Here is a 19,932-nt window from a genome sequence, read left to right as displayed (position 1 = left end):
TCAATGGATGCTCTTTCGCAGTTGTTTTACCTGCATGGTATTGGCTTTGAATTCACTAAGTATACAGGTGAACAGGTGTTTTTTAGCGAAGACACGCGTAAACGTGCTTTGCAATGTTGCGGTGTTGATACAAATAACGAAGCCGAAATAACTCAACTAACTTATGATTTAGATGCATCGCTTTGGCTGGATTTAGTACCCAGTGTGAGTTTGGTTGACCAAAAAAAATGCGCTTTAAAGCTTCGTATAGACGAACGTCAGCAGTATTTAGCCGCCAACATTAATGTCCCTTCTCTTGGGATTAATATAGCGGTTGAGAACCTTTATAATTTGGCTGTCACTGGTGAATATTACTTGCATGGCGTTCGCTATATTGAGCTGGCACTACCCATTGGTAATATGCCAATTGGCTATCATGACGCTAATGCTCAGGTAGGTGAGCAACACGCTATTACACAAATTTGGTGCGTGCCTGAGCAAGTCTATCAAGTTGAAGACACAAAGCGCACTGGATTATCTATTCAGCTTTACACATTAAAAAATAAAGCGCATTTAGGTATTGGCGATTTTGACGATTTACTAACGCTTACAAAATTATGTAGCTCGCAAAATATGGATTACATATTACTTAATCCACTGCATTTGTTATTTGCTGATATGCCAGAGCGTGCAAGCCCTTATAGCCCTAGTAGTCGGGCTTTATTAAACCCTCTTTATATTTCTATAGTATTAAGCGAAGACGCACAAAATAACGCAGTTCTACATGACCTCATGCAACGAGACGATGTAATTACACTTATAAAAAGTAATGATCAATTTATAGATTATGAAAATGTAAGCCATATAAAGTATGCGTTATTTGAAGCGCTTTATAATCAGTTTGAATTAACGGCAAGTGATGAGCGTCGCCAAGCGTTTACTGATTTTTGTAATACTCATTCAACTACGTTAAATACCCTCGAATCAGATAACTTAACATTTGCTTATTACCTGCAGTGGCAAGCGCATACGCAATTGGCACTGTGTCAACAAAGTTGTGCAGAGCGAGGTATGGCTATTGGCTTAATCAATGATTTAGCTGTTGGTTGTGCGGGTGATGGGGCCGAGTTTAAAAATCAAAAGCCACTGTTTAGCCAAGGTGCAAGTGTAGGTGCTCCACCCGATCCATGGGCCGAAGCTGGCCAAAACTGGGGGCTTCCAGCACTAAATCCTCAAAGTCTTAGTAATAATCACTACCAATTCTATCGCTCGCTCATTCGCGCAAACATGCAAAATGTAGGTGGACTTAGAATTGACCACGTAATGGCTATTAGGCGCCTATGGTGGTGCTTTGAAAGTAATAGTGAACAAGATGGCTGTTATGTTTACTACCCGTTTGAGCACTTACTCGCCATCTTAAAAATTGAATCACATATTAATCAGAGTATTGTTATTGGAGAAGATTTAGGCGTTGTGCCGCCAGAGGTAAGGCAGGCTTTGGCATCTAGCGGTATTTTTTCTAACAGCTTATTTTATTTTGAAAAACAACACAGTGGTGAGTTTTTATCGACTGATGAGCTAGCAACACAGTGTTTGTTAATGATAGCCAATCATGATGTACCGCCTTTTACAGGTTGGTGGCAGCATGCTGATTTAAATATTAAGCAACAATACAAGCTTATTACTTGCAATGAATACGAGCAATTAAAGCAACAACGAATAGAAGAGCAACATAGGATACTACGATTTATTAATCGCCATACCAATACAACCGAGCTTCTATTACATAGTAATTCAGTCGAAGTATATAACGCACTAGCATTATGTTTGGCGGGTTCTCAATCGCGTTTATTTGCAATACAAATAGATGATTTAGATGAGCAGAAGTATCCGGTTAATATCCCCGGGACAGACAAAGAATATCCTAATTGGCGACGTGTATTAACGCATACCAGTGAAGAAATTTTTACCAAAAATGCCTCACTTTTAGCTGCTATCGATTCAATAAGGAAAGGTTAAATGAGCAGTACAACTAATGAAAATAGTTACGATGCACAGGTGCATGCATTAAATACAGGACGATTTAAAGACCCATTTAGCTTTTTAGGGGCACATAAAACGGATGCTGAGGTTGAAATTCGTTTTTACTTACCTTGTGCAATAAGTGTGAGTGTTACATTAAACAATAAAAGTATTAAGGCGCAGCGCTACCAACAAAGTGACTTATTTATAGTCAAAGTTGATGCGCTGCCCACTGCGCCTTATCAATGCATTGCTCAGTACACAAATAGCAGCACTACCTTTTATGATGAATACAGCTTTGAAAGCACACTTGATGCAGAGGCAATGTATTTATTTAACGAAGGCAGCCTTGAACATGCGTACTCTCATTTTGGTGCACATTTTAGCACTCAACAAAATGTAGAGGGTGTGCGCTTTTGTGTATGGGCGCCTAATGCTGCAAGTGTCTCTATTATTGGTGAGTTTAATTTTTGGCAAGCTAATCGCCACTTTATGCGTTTTCATCCTGCAAGTGGTGTATGGGAGTTATTCGTACCAGGCCTTAAAGCCGACATGTGCTACAAATTTGCTATTACCGCTCAAAGTGGAGAAGTACTCGAAAAAGCCGACCCCTATGCATTTAAAATGCAACAAGCCCCGGGTACTGCAAGTGTACTGCAGTATAAACCAGAGCCTATAACGCTCGGCGCTCAGGCACTTCAAAACCGACAAAAGCGTAATCATATTGATGCGCCAATTAGTATTTATGAAGTGCATTTAGGCTCATGGCAACGCGCTGAAAACAACCGCTATTTAAGTTACACAGAGCTTGCCGACAAACTCGTTAGCTACGCCCTTGAAATGAATTTTACTCACCTGCAACTTATGCCAATAAGTGAATACCCGTTTGATGGTTCGTGGGGCTATCAGCCTGTTGGATTATTTGCACCTACCAGCCGCTTTGGCGACTACAACAGCTTTAAATACTTTGTAGAGCAGTGCCACAAAGCTAATTTAGGTATTTTACTTGATTGGGTACCAGGGCATTTTCCAAGCGATCCGCATGGCTTACATCGATTCGATGGCACTCATTTATATGAGCATGCCGATAAGCGCCAAGGTTTTCATCCTGATTGGAATACCTACATTTATAACTACGACCGCCCTGAAGTTAAAAGCTTTTTGATTTCAAATGCTATGTATTGGTTACATCAATTTGGTTTAGATGGTCTGCGTGTAGATGCCGTAGCTTCTATGTTGTATTTAGATTACAGCCGAAAAGAAGGCGAGTGGATTGCTAATTGTTACGGCGGGCGCGAAAACTTAGGTGCGATTGAGTGCCTAAAGCAAGTCAATATGCGCAGCTATAAAAACAACCCAGGCATTATGATGGTGGCTGAGGAGTCAACAGCGTGGCCGGGCGTCACCCAAAGTGTTGAGCACAACGGCTTAGGCTTTGGCTATAAGTGGAATATGGGTTGGATGAACGATAGTTTGCATTACATGCAGCACGACCCTTTATACCGTCAGCATCATCATCACGAAATGACTTTTTCGATGGTATACGCTTTTAGTGAAAACTATATATTGCCATTAAGCCACGATGAAGTAGTCCACGGTAAAGGATCGTTAATTGAAAAAATGCCAGGCGATGATTGGCAGAAATTTGCAAATTTACGCGCTTACTACGCATTTATGTGGGCACACCCGGGTAAAAAACTCTTGTTTATGGGCGGTGAAATTGCACAGCGAAAAGAGTGGGGACACGATCATTCTATCGATTGGCATTTACTTGAGCACCAAAGCCATAACGGTATAAAGCACACCGTAAAAGCGCTCAATACCGTTTATAAAAACCAACCCGCGTTGTATGAGTTAGATTCGAGCGCGGCTGGTTTTACCTGGATAGATAACAATAATAATCAGCAGAGCATTTTAAGCTTTGTTCGCTATGCTAAAAACGCAAAAGACTTTGTGGTTGTTATTGCTAATTTTACCCCCGCGTCATATGAAAACTACGTTATTGGCGTACCGAGTAAAGGGCGTTATAAAGTTGTTTTAAATACAGACGATACTCAGTTTTTTGGCTCTGGCGTTGAAGTAACTAAAGATTCATCGCAGATAGTTCAGGCAATAAATGAATCAAATCATGGCTTTAAACACAGTATTTCAATTGCCATTGGTGGCTTAACAACTATTTACTTACAAAAGGTTGATGATGAGTAACCAATTTGATGTAGCCCCCGGTAATGTAGAACCGCTAGGTTCTAGTGTTATTAATAATGGGGTTAACTTCGCGCTTTATGCGCCAGGTGCAAGCCAAGCCTATGTGTGTTTGTTTGATAAAAGTGGCCATTCAGAAATTCTAAAAATGGCGATGAATATTAACGAAGGGGGTATTTGGAGTATTCATATTTCGCCATTAAGCGCCGGCGCACTTTATGGCTTTAGAGTTGAGGGTGAATATAACCCTAAAAATGGTCAACTATTTAACGAAAATAAACTACTGATAGACCCATACGCAAAAGACTTGTTTGGTGAGTTTACATGGAGCGAACGCCATTATGGGCAAATGCCAATTGGCACTAAAAGCACCGTAAATAATGCGATTGATATACCTAAGTCAAAAGTAGCACCCCCTACGTTGTATGCGCATAAAAAGCCAAACCACCGTTGGTCAAACACGGTTATTTACGAGTGCCATGTTAAAGGCACAACGTGTCGTCATCCTAAAATACCTAAATCTCTACAAGGAAAGTTTTTAGGGTTAAGCCACCCAAGCTTTATTGAGCATTTACAAAGCTTTGGCATTACAGCAGTTGAGCTTTTACCTGTTCATTCTTTTATTAGTGAGCAATTTTTAACAGGAAAAGGGCTGCAAAACTATTGGGGTTATAACACGCTTAACTTTTTTACCCCCCATAAAGACTATTTAGTAAACGACGATATAAACGAGTTTAAGCAAATGGTGCGCGAGCTTCATGCTGCCGACATAGAAGTTATTTTAGATGTTGTCTATAACCATACCGCAGAGGCGGGGGCCGATGGCCCTATATTATCGCTAAGAGGCTTTGATAACTTAGCGTATTACCGCACAGTAGAGGGTCAGCCTAATGTATATATAAACGATACCGGCTGTGGAAATACCATAAATATTGATCACCCTAAAACGCTGCAACTTGTACTTGATAGCCTTCGTTATTGGGTTGAGGTAATGGGAGTTGATGGATTTAGGTTTGATTTAGCGACCATTTTAGGGCGCTCAAAAGCAGGCTTTAGCTCTGCACATACTTTTTTACAAGCAGTAGCCCAAGACCCTGTGCTTAATAAGGTTAAGCTAATAAGTGAACCTTGGGATATAGGTCCTGGTGGCTATCAGCTTGGGGCATTTCCGCCGCCATGGCGAGAATGGAACGATCAATACCGCGATGTAATTAGACGTTTTTGGCAAAGTGAAACGGGCATAATTGCCAACGTTGCAAAACGTTTGCATGGATCGTTTGATATTTTTGAGCATAGCCAACGTGGACCACTTAATAGCATTAACTTTATAACGAGTCATGATGGTTTCACGCTTGCCGATTTAGTGAGTTATGAAGAAAAGCATAACGAAGCCAATGGTGAGCAAAACAGAGATGGGCACAGTGCAAATCACTCGTTCAACTGTGGAGTAGAAGGCTTTACCAGTGACTCAAAAATAAACGTACTGCGTTTGCAACAACAAAAGAACTTTTTGCTTACTTTGATATTCTCAAAAGGTGTTCCCATGATTGCCGCTGGCAGCGAAATGGCGCACTCTCAAGGGGGTAATAACAATGCTTATTGCCAAAATAATCGCACTAGCTGGCTTGCCTGGAAAGATTCTCAGCTTAATCATTCGTTAACACGATTTATTGACGATGCTTTAAAAATTAGACGCGCGCACAGTGCGTTCAAACACAGTGTATTTTTAGATGATATAGACGAGCGTTTTACCGTTAAGTGGTTTACTGAACAAGGTAAAACCATGACCGACGCTCATTGGCATGAAGATACCAGACAGTTTTTAATGTATAGCTTACTTGATAAGCAAAATAATCATGCATTACTGATGGTATTTAATGCCAGTAAAAAAACAGTTTTTTGCCAAATGCCGCCTTCGCCTATTAATGCGCCGTGGCAAATGGTTTTATCAAGTGTAAATAATGCATCTGTGAGTAGTAATGAAGATGCGATGGTTGAAATTTCAGCACAAAGTAGTTGGGTTTTTAGTGCTAATTTAGAGGATGTAAGTCATGGCTAAACAAAGTGAACAAGTGTGTGTAGTAAAGGGCTGGCAAGAAGGTCCTGTTATAGATGAAAGTACGCTTAAAGATGACTTAACACGGCATTTTTATTATACCCTAGGTCGCGATAAGGTCGGCGAATCAAGACTGTATTTATACCATGCTTTAGCGCTGACTATTCGCGACAGACTTGTTGCCCGCTGCAGAGAAACGAATCAACAAATTAAGCAAGAGAAACGCCGTAAAACGGCTTACCTTTCTCTTGAATTTTTAATGGGACGTGCGCTAGGTAATGCAATACTAAACCTAGATTTAGACGACCAAGTTGCTGCTGCATTACAAGAATACTGCACAACAGTAGAAACGCTTGAAGATGCCGAGCACGACGCAGGTTTAGGTAACGGTGGTTTAGGCCGCCTAGCTGCCTGCTTTTTAGATAGCTGTGCAAGTCTAGCGTTACCTGTCATTGGTTATGGCCTTCGTTACGAATACGGGATGTTTAACCAATCAATTAAAGATGGTAACCAAATTGAGCAACCAGATAACTGGCTGCGCGAAGGGCACCCATGGGAGCTAAGCGCGCCAGAGCATGCAAAACGTGTGAAATTTGGCGGCTACGTGCAAAGTTACACAGATAAATTCGGCCGAGAGCATCGTCAATGGATGAGTTCACAAGATGTATTAGCTGTACCTTACGATGTACCTGTCCCAGGTTATAAAAACAATATTGTAAATACGCTACGCTTATGGAAATCAGAAGCGACAGATGAATTTAATTTGACCGAATTTAATGCAGGCAGTTACTCAGAAGCCGTCGCACAAAAAAACCTAGCTGAACAAATTACCATGGTGCTGTATCCAAACGACAGCAGCGAAAATGGTAAAGAGCTTAGATTGCGCCAACAATACTTTTTATCATCTGCGAGTATTCAAGACGTAGTTGATCAGTGGGTTTCCCAACATGGCGAGAACTTTAGCGACTTTGCTGATTTTCATGTTTTTCAGTTAAACGACACGCACCCAAGTATTGCTGTTGCAGAGCTGATGCGTATTTTAATTGATGATTACGAACTTGATTGGAACGATGCTTGGCAAATCACTACTAAAACAATGGCCTACACAAACCATACGTTACTTCCTGAAGCGCTTGAAAAGTGGTCTGTTTCGTTGTTTTCAAAATTATTACCACGCATTTTAGAAATAGTTTACGAGATAAACGCACGCTTTTTAGCACAAGTTGCACAGCAATGGCCGGGTGATGTTAATAAACAGCGTGCATTGTCGTTGATTGAAGAGGGCGATGAGCCGCAAATTCGTATGGCTTACTTAGCCATTGTAGGTAGTTACTCTGTAAATGGCGTAGCAGCACTGCATACCGAACTGTTAAAAGCGGGTTTATTTAAAGAGTTTTACGCGCTTTGGCCAGATAAGTTTAATAACAAAACAAATGGTGTTACACCAAGACGTTGGCTTGCACATTGTAATCCCGTTTTAAGTAAATTAATCAGCGAAAAAATTGGTCATGACTGGGTTAAAAACTTTTCAACAATTAGCGATCTACGTCGCTTTTACGACGACAAAGCATTTCATGGGCAATGGCAAAATGCTAAACGCGAAAACAAACAGCGTTTAGTTGATTTAGTTAAAGCGCGCTGCGATGTTGATTTTGACGTATCGATGATGTTTGACGTACAAGTAAAACGTATTCACGAATACAAACGTCAGCTATTAAACATACTTCATGTGATTCATTTATATGACCGTATTCGCCGTGGTGATACCCAAGGGCTTGTTCCTCGCTGTGTGTTATTAGGCGGTAAAGCAGCACCGGGTTATTACATGGCTAAAAAAATTATTAAGCTTATTAATAACGTGGCAGAGGTTATAAATAAAGATCCGTTAGCGGCCCCGTATTTACGCGTCGCCTTTTTACCTAATTACAATGTAACCGCTATGGAAGTGATTTGTCCTGCAACCGATTTGTCAGAACAAGTATCTACCGCAGGCAAAGAAGCGTCGGGTACTGGCAACATGAAGTTTATGATGAATGGTGCATTGACGATAGGCACGCTGGATGGTGCAAACATTGAAATTAGAGATGCTGTCGGCGCTGATAACTTCTTTTTGTTTGGGGCACAAGCTCATCAAATTGATGATATTAAATCGCGTTACAATCCTGAGCACTTAATCGCACAAAATAGCGATTTAAATAATGTAATGCAACTACTCGAAAGCGGCCATTTTAACTTGTTTGAACCATGCTTATTTGACGATATAACAAATGCAATTAAAAGCCCACACGATCCATGGCTTGTTGCGCACGATTTTGAAAGTTATGTAGCAGCTCAAAAAGAAGTTGATAAAGCTTACGCAGATCAAACCTACTGGACACAAATGAGTATTTTAAATACGGCAGCCAGTGGCATGTTTTCAAGTGATAGAACCATAAGCCAATACAGTGAAGACATTTGGCATTTAGAACCCCTCAATATTAGTGAAACAGACTTAACGACAACTAAAAGCCATGCCACTAACAGCCTAGACTAAATGGAGAGAGTATTATGCCCAATTATGCAAATCGCTACATAAGTAGCCTAACCAGAGAAACTTACGCGTTAATACTGGCAGGCGGACGCGGTTCTCGCCTGCATGAGCTAACCGATTGGCGAGCAAAGCCAGCAGTTTACTTTGGTGGTAAACATCGAATTATTGATTTTCCACTATCAAACTGTATTAACTCGGGTGTGAGACGTGTTGGTATTGCTACACAATATAAATCACATTCATTAATACGCCATGTAAACCGCGCGTGGGGGCACTTTAAAAAAGAGCTAGGAGAGTCGGTTGAAATACTACCTGCATCTCAGCGCCAAGGTGATGATTGGTATTGTGGAACCGCAGATGCTGTTTTTCAAAACATAGATATTATTCGTCACGAGCTTCCTAAATATGTGATGATTTTGTCTGGAGATCATGTGTATCGCATGGACTATGGTGCTTTATTGGCTGAACATGTGCAAAAGGGTGCAGATATGACAGTGTGTTGTATTGAAGTGCCCGTAGAGGAAGCCGCAGACACGTTTGGTGTAATGACCGTTGATGAAGAAAACAGAGTGTGTCGTTTTGATGAAAAACCAGCAATGCCTAGCTCCGTACCTGGCAAGCCAGGTACATGTTTAGCATCAATGGGAAACTACATTTTTAATACTGAATTTTTGTTTGAGCAACTTAAAAAAGATTCTGAGAATGAAGGTTCTGGCCGAGATTTTGGTCACGATATTATTCCAGCGATTATAGAAGAGCATAATGTATTTGCGTTCCCATTTAGAGATCCAAATCAAGAAGGGCAACCTTATTGGCGTGATGTAGGTACCCTAGATTCGTTCTGGGAGGCTAATATGGAATTGGTAATGCCTGAGCCACAACTTGATTTATACGACCCAACGTGGCCAATATGGACATATCAAGAGCAACTACCACCTGCTAAGTTTATTTTTGATGACGAAGATAGGCGCGGTATGGCATTAGACTCAACAGTGTCGGGTGGGTGTATTATTTCGGGCTCTGCGGTTAGAAAGTCACTCTTGTTTTCTAATGTCCACATTCGCTCATTTTGTACCATTGAGCAGTCGGTAATTTTACCCGGTGCGGTTATAAATCGGGGTTGTAAAATTAAGCGTGCGATTATAGATAGGAGCTGTGAAATACCGGCAGGTCTCGAAATCGGTTTTGACAAAAAAACAGATGAAGAAAACGGCTTTAGAGTATCTAAGAAAGGCATCGTTCTTGTTACTCGTGATATGCTCACTGAGCTTGCAAAAAAGTTAGAGCGCCAAGCGCGTGAGAATAAAAAGCTAGCGTAAAACACGTTAAATATTAAGCACGACAACAAAGCTTGCTCATTTATGAGCAAGCCCACACAGGTTAAAGGAAGTAGTAAATTAATGCATGTATTAATGGTTGCAGCAGAAAATGACGCGTTACCAGGCGCAAAAGTAGGCGGTGTGGCAGATGTAGTACGCGATGCCCCAAGGGCGCTCGCAAAGCAAGGTATAACGGTTGACGTTGTTATTCCTGACTACGGGTTTGAGCCGCTTGAGCGTATTTATATAGGTGAAGTAACCGTTGCATTTAATGCTCAACCCCATGTATTAACAGTTTTTCAAGTACAACAAGCCCAAAATAACGTAAGCCAAATTGTTATTAGCCACCCGCTATTTAGTGAATCAGGCAGTGTATATTGTAACGATGCACCGGGGAGGCCTTTTGCTACCGACGCGACAAAATTTGCTTTATTTAATGCAGCTGTCTGCGAAGCATTATTACAAGGTGTATTAAAGCGCCCTACAGCGCTACATTTACATGATTGGCACAGCGCCTGCGTTGCAGTTTTACTTAAGTTTGAGCCACGTTATAGCTCACTTAATACCTTACCCATTGCCTACACAGTGCATAATATTGCACTGCAAGGTATAAGACCTTTTAAACACGACGACTCAAGCTTAGAGGCATGGTTTCCGTCACTTAGTTATAATGGCCAGCAACTATGCGACCCGCGTTACCCTCATTGCTTTAATCCTATGCGCAGTGCAATAAATCTTTGCGATAAAATACATGTTGTATCACCAACCTACAGCCAAGAGGTTCTTGAACCTAGTAATTACGAGCATGGTTTTTTTGGTGGCGAAGGGCTTGAGCAAGATCTGCAAAATGCAGCAAGCCAAGGTAAGCTTGTCGGTATTTTAAATGGCTGCGAATATCCAAGCAATGCACTTGAAGGAGCAACTCTCGCTGATTTTTATAGCCAAGCAGAGAACACTTTATTTACTTGGATGGCAAATAGCGAGCAGTTACAAAGCGGCTACTATATTGCCCACCAACGACTACAGCAATTTAAAGCAACGGTTAATAATGGCCCATTAGTCACAAGCGTTGGCCGACTTACAGAGCAAAAAGTGTTGTTATTGTGCCAGCAGGTTAATGGAGTATTAGCTATTGATAAAGTGTGCCAAGTTATTAATGAATATAACGGCAGACTCATTGTTTTAGGTTCGGGCGACAAAGAACTCGAAAGCATATTTACCAAAGCAATGGCGCGTAATTCTAATCTTTTATTTTTGAAGGGTTATGGTCAAGGTGTTGGCGATTTAATGTATCAGCTAGGTGACTTATTTTTAATGCCAAGCTCGTTTGAACCTTGTGGGATTAGCCAAATGCTAGCAATGCGTGCCGGGCAACCGTGTTTAGTTCACAGTGTTGGCGGATTAAAAGATACAGTTAAACACCACGAAAATGGTTTTAGCTTTAATGGCGACACGTTAGTAACGCAAACGAGTAATTTAATTAGCTGTTTAGACGAAACTCTCTTAATTAAAAAGCAAAATCCTAAAAAGTGGCATAAAATTAAGCACAGCGCAGAGAAAATGCGTTTTTCGTGGCCACAAGTGACAACTGATTATATAACAACCTTATACCGGTAAATCGTTGCTGTACTTTAAAGTTTAGTGACAAATGTACCTGCTTAGGGTTTAATTACTTAGTATTATATAAAAACTAAGAAGTAGGTAATGTGTCTGTATTTGTTGCAAGGCAAGCAATATTCAATCGAAGTAAAAAAGTAGTAGCCTATGAGCTACTTTTTCGTGATAGTCCAAAAAATTATTTTCCAGATATTGCAGAAGGCCAAGCAACAGCAAGGCTTATTATGGAAAATCAATTAAATTTAGGTACACGCCATATTACATCAGGCAAAAAAGCACTTATTAATATAGGGCCTGAATCATTAAAACTCGATTTATGTGCTTTTTTACCATGCCAAGATGTTGTGATTGAGTTGCTCGAAACCATTGAACCCACCGACGATAACTATGAACTGTGCCGAGGTTTATTTCATAGTAACTACAAACTCGCACTCGATGACTTTGTATATAAACCACAGTGGGATCGTTTTTTAAAGCTTGTGAAGCTCATTAAATTTGATATTGCAATTACACCTCTTAGCGAAATACAGCCCATAATTAAAAAGTTACAAACACATAAACAAATAAAAATACTAGCCGAAAAAATAGAAACACAAGAAGACTATAAGCTCGCCTTTGATATGGGGTTTGATTATTTTCAAGGCTATTTTTTTGCAAAACCTACCATGATCAAACAAAATGACATTGATTATAATTATGGTTTAGTCGTCGCTATTTACGCCGAAATAATGAAAAACAGTCCAGATATAAAAGCTATATCTGGACTGTTTGAGCTTGATGCTGCACTTGCATATAAATTACTGCGTTTAATTAACAGCGGTGTTTTTCCTATACAAAGCCAAATATCGTCATTAAAGCAAGCGCTTGTGTATTTAGGGCATGAACGCCTTAAAAAGTTTGTGAGCCTTATTGTTACTGCTCATACAGCGGGTAAAAAACCTGCAGAGCTAATGCAAGTGTGTGTTGTACGCGCGCGTTTTTGTGAGCTTTTGGCAAAAAATGTTGATAAAAGTCAGTCAGGCGAAGCATTTTTAACAGGGTTATTTTCACTGCTGGATGCAATCCTTGATCAACCAATGAGCTTGCTTGTTGAAAAACTACCTTTCCCTGATGAAATAAAAACGGCATTATTAGGGGATAAAAACACACTTTATTATATTTTAAACGTTGTTAAAGCATACGAAACAGGAAGCTGGTGGGCACTTGAACAAGCTGTACTTTTGCTAAATATAGACAGTGCTATACTTCCTCCACTTTACCAGCAGTCAGTCGATTGGGCTGACAGTTATAAGAATAATATTTAACGGATAATAGCTTTAATGCGCAATTATAATATGGACTTTATTCGCGGCGTTGCCGTGCTTGGCCTAGTTTACATGAATGCTTACGCCTTCGGCCTTTTTGAATACGGGTATACCTCTTTAACTAATCCTCCTGTTAGCGACTCAATTATTCACACCTTTAGCAGCGTGTTTGTAGACGGGCGTTTTAGAACACTGTTTAGTTTGCTTTTTGGTGCTGGGCTTTACATTCAGTGGCAACGTTACAAATCTGAATTGCAGTTAAAAAGCAGGCTCTATTGGTTAATCCTCTTTGGTTTAGCGCATGGTTTTTTACTTTGGGCAGGTGATATTTTATTTGTTTACGGTGTATCTGGCTGGTTTGTTATTAAATATTTAGAGAGTGATAGCACTGTTCTTTTAAAAAGAGGACTTGAGTTTATTTTGTTATCGGGTGTAGCTACTGTGCTTATTGTATCTAGCGTACCCGATGAAGTGATTTACCGTGATTCAGCACAGTTTATAGATTTATATAACCCACACTATATTGATTACTTTATTAGTAACCTCGCCATGAACACATTGATGCTTGTTATGGTGCCAATAATGACAATGTGGATGTGCGTGGGCCTTATGCTCATTGGCATTTATTTATATAAACAAGGCGTTTTTAGTAAAGGCTTAACGACTCAGCAATTAATAGTTTGCGGTGCAATGACCCTTGTTTTTTGTGGGATCAGGCTTTATGCATCACAGCTTAATGGCAGCTTAGGATATGGGGTGCAAGAATTTGTAAATATGTTTGCGGCCCTAGGTATGGCTACGCTGTATATTCATTTAATTGTTAAATTTTGCAATAACAGAGCACACGTCGGCATGCTTATTCAACAAGCAGGGCGCTTAGCATTTACTTTATATATTAGCCAAACACTCATACAACTGTTGTTATATAAAGTGCTATTTACGCACTGGGTGCTCAGTTTTGATCGTATTGACTATTGGTTAGTTGCAACGGCATTAGTTGCGCTGCAGCTCATATTTACCTTTTTATACAGCCGCTATTTTAATCAAGGTCCGCTTGAATGTGTATGGCGTAAATTAACTAAAGTAAAAATTAGTGCTTAAACGCCTATAAATAGTAAATTAGGGGCGAAAAAATAGTGTGGGTGGTTTACACTACTCGCCTTAAAAATTACTACGCTATAAGTGCCATGACCGAATTAAAACGTTTAAATAAATTTATTAGTGAAACAGGATTTTGTTCACGCCGAGAAGCCGATAAATATATTGAGCAAGGTCGTGTCAGCGTTAATGGCTACTCACCAGAAATGGGCGTAAAAGTAGCCGTTACCGATGTTGTATTAATTGATGGTAAGCCGCTTAAAGCCACGCCAAAGCGCGTTTACATTGCCTACAATAAACCCGTTGGTATAACGTGTACTACCGAAAGTAAAATTCAAAGCAATATTATTCGCGCGGTAAATTATCCTACGCGTATATTCCCAATAGGGCGCTTAGATAGACCGTCTGAAGGGCTTATATTTTTAACTAACGAAGGCGATATCGTTAATAAAATTTTACGTGCGGGTAATAATCACGAAAAAGAATATGTTGTTACGGTAGATAAACCGCTTAATCGTCAGTTTGTTACAAAAATGGCTAATGGTGTGCCTATTTTAGATACCGTCACTAAAGAATGTAAAGTAACGCAAAGCGGCCCCAAAGAATTTAAAATAGTACTTACCCAAGGCTTAAACCGTCAAATACGCCGCATGTGTGAATACTTAGGCTACGAAGTTGTAACCTTAAAGCGTACGCGCATAATGAACGTAACACTTAAAGGTTTAAAAGTAGGGCAGTGGCGTCATCTATCAGATATTGAAATGGCGCAAATAAACGATTCGATTTCTGACTCAGGTAAAACCCAAGAGCACTCGCTTGATGCTAATAAGCAATCAGAAAATAATGCACCTTTAGCACCTAAAAAACGTGATTTTCAGGGCGAAAACCCACGACGCTTTAATAATGGTGATCGAAATAGTGAGCGTAGTACTGAGCGAAATACAAATCGTAACTCTGAGCGCAGCAACGCTAACACAGAGCGCAAAAATGAGCGCAGTAATACTCCTTACCAAAAGCGTTCTACAACGTATGTGGGTAAGCCAAAAAGCATTAAAGAGAACAAGTCGTCTAATGCTAAATCAGACTCAAAACCAAGCTCGGACCGTATTCTCAGTCTAAAAAAATAATGTGCAGCTAAGTGGTATTCTACTACCACTGTATTTCTTGTACTATATTACCAAGTGGGCTTTTAACGCCCACTAAGTTTACGTTGTTATTTTGCAAACCCACCAATCTACCTTTATCTAAATACCATCTAAAAGTGTGCTTTTTATAGCTTTTTAAATCCAGTACAGTCAGTTTTGCGCAACTGTATTCATAATCAGTTGGGCAAGTACCTACTTCGAGTAACTGATATTCTTGCTGCCATATATTATCGCCGTATTTATTAGCCAGTAACTTTACTGAAATACATACTGACGTCCACAACCATAAGTAAATTAAAATAGGTAAACCGATTGGTATAAATACTGAACGGAATTTCCCGTGCTCAACAATATAATCTTTAACCGTATGTTTAAATTCAAAGTTATTATTGTATTTTTTATATAGGTGCCTAAATAAAGCAACCGATAACACGATCGTCATTATTGGAAATAACGTAAATGTTAAGGTGTTATATATACCGTTGGGGATAAAAGCGGGATCGGCTTGTTCATCCCATGCAAGTAAAACCAGCGGAGGTGCTGTTACTAAAAGTAATAAGGCGCTGTTGAATAGTTGTTTAAAGGTCACAGGGGATTCACTTATAAAATGCTGCTTGTATAAAGCCCAAATTAGCGCTTAATGTTTAGCTATTGAATGCTAAAGCCAATATAAAATAAGAGTATACCTAAATAAACTGCAATCGCCGATAATGCGTTTTTAGAGCGCAGGGGCTTAACTAAGTCGCGTGTGCCATCAACCATACCGGAAATAACCAGTAGTATGCTCCCTGTAAAACGGTAGTTGTTTAAGTTCACGTTACCATTATCGTCAGTTATAAAGCGTAAATAACCAAAAAGTATAAAAAGGCTGCCCGCTATTAGTACTGCAATTTTAAAGTTTTCCAAGGCTTTTCCATAATATTGAGTTAGATATTAAAACGCCACTGAGTCTAGCTAGTATAATTTTACTATATATCGAATTCAAATTTTGCCTAAATCCATTAAATGGCCTCATTATGTCGCTATATTAGGCGTATATACACGAAAGCTTGATTTATATTGTGCATTAGCAAGTACACCTTAGTTATATGTTGGGTAAGCTGTTAAGATGCGCCGTCTTAATAATGTAGAAAGGTTATAGAAGTAACATGTCAAAATTTTTCTTTATGGGTAAGCCCGACATAATGGGTAAAAATAACAGTAATGGATTTGCGCCGAATCGTACCGCAAAGGTCGGCACAGAGTTACATCCGTTAACGCTAATTGTAAACTCAGCTGAACGACAATCAGAAATAGAAGCCATATTAGAAGAGCATTCGCTGTTTGCTTCAATTGAAGTTAAAGCAGAAGTACCAGAAGATATTCGCGAACTAGACTTTGCGCTTAGTAAATCAACGCCACAAGTATTTGATAAAGTACCAGAGCGTAACGCACCTTGTGTATGTGGTAGTGGCAAAAAATATAAAAAGTGTTGCGGTTAGTTTCTTAACAACTAAATATGTAGCCTTTCTTTTTTCATCGGTATTAAATAAAAATGCCACAGGATTTTGAACCTGTGGCATTTTTTAATGTTAACCGATTATATGTTAACTACTTACGTGGCTCGTAATCAATTCTAAATATCACGGTGTACAGTACTGGCACTACAATTAGAGTCAAAATTGTAGCAAAGCCTAAACCAAACATAATTGTTACCGCCATTGACTGGAAGAACACGTCAAATAGCAGCGGGATCATACCCAAAATAGTAGTTATAGCTGCCATTGCAACTGGTCGTACACGGCTCACACCAGAGTCAAACACGGCTTCATAGGGCGATTTACCTTCCCTTAATTCAAGATTTATTTGATCAACTAATACAATACCGTTTTTAATTAGCATACCGCTTAAGCTTAACAAACCAAGTAGCCCCATAAAGCTAAACGGAGCATTCATCGCTAGTAAGCCCGCGCTTACACCAATAATAGCCAAGGGTACAGTTGCCCAAATTACAAGCGGCTGTTTAAGCGAGTTGAAAAGTAGTACGGTTACTGCAAACATAGCTAAATAGCCCAGTGGTAATGAGCCAAATATTGCTTTTTGAGCTTTGCTTGATGACTCAAACTCGCCGCCCCATTCTAGTTGGTAACCACGTGGTAGTTCCATGTTCTCTATTGGGCCGCGAATACGTGCAAATAATTTAGCGGGTGTTTCATCCCCTAATACATTATTATCGGCCATTACTGTAATAGTTCGTTTGCGATCGCGGCGCATTATTAGGCTGTCTTCCCACTGAACATCAAATTCGTCTACAACTTGAGTCACTGGTATAAAGACACCAAGAACTGGGCTGTATATTTGAAGGTCGTGTACGCTTTCTACGTTTAAGCGCTCGTTAGCAGGAGAGCGAGCAATAATAGGTAGTAACTGTGTACCATCGCGATATACGCCCACTTGTTTACCCGATAAGCTCGTTAGCAACACATTATCTAAGTCTGATTTACTAATACCTAATCGACGTGCTTTTTGCTCGTTAAACTGCGGGCGAATCATTTTGGTACGTGCGCGCCAGTCATCACGAATATTATATGCACCTTCGTCTTCACCAATCAGCTCTTCGGCTTTAGCGGCTAGTTGTCTTAAAATAACAGGATCAGGGCCTGAAAAGCGCGCTTCTATTTTTGCATCAGTAGAAGGGCCAATTTCCATCGGTTTTATTTTAAGCTGTGCAGAGAGTGCATGATTGCTTGAGTAATCACGCACTGTTTGCATTACAGTTGCTACGGCTTCTCTGTCGGCAACACGAATAATTAATTGCCCATACGCGGGATATGATTTTTCAGGCGCGTAGGTAAGCATAAAGCGCGGTGCACCTTGGCCTGTAGTACTTGTCACTTCTTCAACAAGGTCTTCTTTTTGCAAAAACTCTTCAAGTTTTTTAACGCCCTCAAGGGTTGAGCGAATATCAGAGCCTTGCTCTTGCCAATAATCTACATAAAACATAGGTGTATTAGAGGCAGGAAAAAACGACTGTTTTACAGAGCCAAAACCAACAACCGCAGTACACAGCAAAACAACCATTAATATAAGCGTGGTTTTTCTAAAGTGCAGCGCTAAATCTAAAATCGCTTTGTAACCATTAAAAATAAAACCTTTATATGGGTCTTCATCTTCTTGGCCTTCTTCGTTTTTAAATTCGTTTTCTTTAAACATTAAATTGGCAAAAAATGGCGTTAGCGTAATGGCTGTTATCCAGCTTAATAAAAGCGAAATAAACAACACCCAAAACAAGCTACCGGCAAATTCACCACTGGCATCAGAGCTTAAACCAATTGGCGCAAAGGCAGTTACGGCAATTACTGTTGCACCTAATAAGGGCCATTTTGTTTGCTCAACAATATTAACAGCCGCTTTGAGTTTTGTTTGGCCACGTTTAAGGTTTATCAGTATGCCTTCAGTGACGACTATTGCGTTATCAACCAGCATCCCTAGAGCAATAATAAGTGCCCCAAGCGATATACGTTGCAAGTCGATAGCAAACAACTTCATAAATATAAACGTACCCAGTACGGTAAGCAGTAAAATACCACCAATTAAAATGCCGCTTTTTAGACCCATAAATAACAGTAGTACAACAATAACAATCGCAATGGCTTCAAGTAAGCTGATAATAAAACCATCAACCGATTTTTGAACCTCTTGTGGTTGGTTGTATACAGAATTTATGTCAATACCATGAGGGCGTTGATATTCAAGTGATGCTAAATGCTCGTCTATGTTTTTACCCACATCAACCACGTTAACACCCGACATAAACGACACGCCAATAAGTAAAGCTTGCTGAGAGTTATAACGAATAATGTTATTTGGTACTTCTGCGTACTCTCTGTAAACCTTTGCTACATCGCCTAAGTAAATAAGCTCATTGGCACCTGATTTTGAAATTAATAAGGTTTCGAGCTCTTTTACATCTTTAAATTCACCAGTAGGATGCAAGCGAATTGACTCATCGCCCACGCGAATTTTACCCGCGTTAGATACCGTGTTTTGCGATTGTAATAACTGGAATATATGGCTTGGCGCAATACCTAATTGAGCAAGTTTACGCGTAGAAACTTCAACCATTACTTGCGCTTGTTGTTGCCCCGCAACGGTTACTTTACTAACGCCTTTAACCAATACCAGCTCACGCTTTAAAAAATCGACGTAATCTTTAAGCTCGTCATACGAGTAGCCATCGCCGGTTACCGAATACATAACACCGTACACATCGGCAAAGTCATCCAAAATAGTACTTGGGTAAACACCACTGGGTAACGACGGAGAAAGGTCGTTAATTTTACGACGCATTTCATCCCAAATTTGGCGAAGCTGCTCTTTACGATAATTGCTTTTCATCTCTACTGAAATTTGCGACTTACCGTTAGATGAAATAGAGGTAACGTAATCAACATAAGGGAGTTGCTGAATCGCGTTTTCAATCGGAAAAGTAACTTCTTCTTCAACTTGCTGCGGCGAAGCGCCAGGGTACATGGTAATAACCATGGCTTTTTTAAGCGTAAACTCAGGGTCTTCTAATTGCCCTAAATCAAAGTACGATACACTACCGCCAATTAATAGCAGCAGCGTAAACATCCAACTGATTACTTTTTTCTCTATGGAGAGTTGTGCAAAGCTCATA

General features: G+C 40.0%; 13 protein-coding genes. 10 read left to right on the top strand and 3 right to left on the bottom strand.

All coding sequences use genetic code 11. From position 1 onward, the window contains the following. The first annotated feature begins 3 nt into the window (after positions 1 to 3). The 9 genes from malQ (at position 4) to rluF (ending at position 15,254) form a co-directional block, all read left to right on the top strand. The gene (gene malQ / locus I6F44_RS09580) at positions 4 to 1,998 is read left to right on the top strand and encodes a 4-alpha-glucanotransferase (RefSeq protein ID WP_197173676.1); all 1,995 of its coding nucleotides are present in this window, start codon (positions 4 to 6) and stop codon (positions 1,996 to 1,998) included. Beyond that, positions 1,999 to 4,206 carry a 1,4-alpha-glucan branching protein GlgB gene (gene glgB, locus I6F44_RS09575; protein WP_165725470.1) on the top strand — a complete coding sequence of 736 codons (2,208 nt, stop codon included), beginning with the start codon at positions 1,999 to 2,001 and terminating at the stop codon, positions 4,204 to 4,206. Further along, the gene (gene glgX, locus I6F44_RS09570) at positions 4,199 to 6,262 is read left to right on the top strand and encodes a glycogen debranching protein GlgX (protein WP_197173675.1); all 2,064 of its coding nucleotides are present in this window, start codon (positions 4,199 to 4,201) and stop codon (positions 6,260 to 6,262) included. Before glgB ends, glgX begins: the two co-directional genes overlap by 8 nt. Continuing rightward, positions 6,255 to 8,792: a glycogen/starch/alpha-glucan phosphorylase gene (locus I6F44_RS09565; protein ID WP_121954772.1), complete on the top strand. Its 2,538-nt coding sequence runs from the start codon at positions 6,255 to 6,257 to the stop codon at positions 8,790 to 8,792. Before glgX ends, I6F44_RS09565 begins: the two co-directional genes overlap by 8 nt. Positions 8,793 to 8,806: 14 nt before the next feature. Then, on the top strand, positions 8,807 to 10,108 hold the full coding sequence (glgC, locus tag I6F44_RS09560) for a glucose-1-phosphate adenylyltransferase (RefSeq protein ID WP_197173674.1): 1,302 nt from the start codon (positions 8,807 to 8,809) through the stop codon (positions 10,106 to 10,108). A gap of 81 nt (positions 10,109 to 10,189) precedes the next feature. Continuing rightward, positions 10,190 to 11,725, top strand: coding sequence for a glycogen synthase (locus I6F44_RS09555; RefSeq protein ID WP_197173687.1), 1,536 nt, complete (start codon positions 10,190 to 10,192; stop codon positions 11,723 to 11,725). Between the two features lie 89 nt (positions 11,726 to 11,814). Continuing rightward, positions 11,815 to 13,029, top strand: a complete 1,215-nt coding sequence (locus tag I6F44_RS09550) for an EAL and HDOD domain-containing protein (protein ID WP_101216972.1) — start codon at positions 11,815 to 11,817, stop codon at positions 13,027 to 13,029. 30 nt (positions 13,030 to 13,059) lie between these two features. Continuing rightward, a complete protein-coding gene (locus I6F44_RS09545) occupies positions 13,060 to 14,130 on the top strand; it encodes a DUF418 domain-containing protein (protein WP_197173686.1) in 1,071 nt (356 codons plus the stop codon). Positions 14,131 to 14,216: 86 nt separating this feature from the next. Further along, positions 14,217 to 15,254, top strand: coding sequence for a 23S rRNA pseudouridine(2604) synthase RluF (gene rluF / locus I6F44_RS09540; RefSeq protein ID WP_197173673.1), 1,038 nt, complete (start codon positions 14,217 to 14,219; stop codon positions 15,252 to 15,254). Between the two features lie 22 nt (positions 15,255 to 15,276). On the opposite strand, the gene I6F44_RS09535 is transcribed toward rluF, so the two are convergent. Both I6F44_RS09535 and I6F44_RS09530 read right to left on the bottom strand, forming a co-directional pair. After that, the gene (locus I6F44_RS09535; protein ID WP_197173672.1) at positions 15,277 to 15,861 is read right to left on the bottom strand and encodes a hypothetical protein; all 585 of its coding nucleotides are present in this window, start codon (positions 15,859 to 15,861) and stop codon (positions 15,277 to 15,279) included. A 59-nt stretch (positions 15,862 to 15,920) separates the two neighbouring features. Next, positions 15,921 to 16,178 carry a MetJ regulator of methionine regulon gene (locus I6F44_RS09530; RefSeq protein ID WP_197173671.1) on the bottom strand — a complete coding sequence of 86 codons (258 nt, stop codon included), beginning with the start codon at positions 16,176 to 16,178 and terminating at the stop codon, positions 15,921 to 15,923. A 242-nt stretch (positions 16,179 to 16,420) separates the two neighbouring features. Here I6F44_RS09530 and I6F44_RS09525 point away from each other — a divergent pair, with 242 nt between their 5' ends. Beyond that, on the top strand, positions 16,421 to 16,753 hold the full coding sequence (locus I6F44_RS09525) for a PBPRA1643 family SWIM/SEC-C metal-binding motif protein (RefSeq protein ID WP_024592175.1): 333 nt from the start codon (positions 16,421 to 16,423) through the stop codon (positions 16,751 to 16,753). Positions 16,754 to 16,862: 109 nt separating this feature from the next. On the opposite strand, the gene I6F44_RS09520 is transcribed toward I6F44_RS09525, so the two are convergent. Beyond that, positions 16,863 to 19,931 (bottom strand): efflux RND transporter permease subunit, encoded by a 3,069-nt coding sequence (locus tag I6F44_RS09520; RefSeq protein WP_197173670.1) that lies wholly within the window; start codon positions 19,929 to 19,931, stop codon positions 16,863 to 16,865. Between the last annotated feature and the right edge of the window lies 1 nt (position 19,932).

The sequence above is a fragment of the Pseudoalteromonas sp. NZS11_1 genome (assembly GCF_015864275.1).
Lineage (GTDB): Bacteria > Pseudomonadota > Gammaproteobacteria > Enterobacterales > Alteromonadaceae > Pseudoalteromonas > Pseudoalteromonas arctica.
Note: the sequence above shows the minus strand (reverse complement) of the source record. Positions and strands in the feature narration are given on the sequence as shown.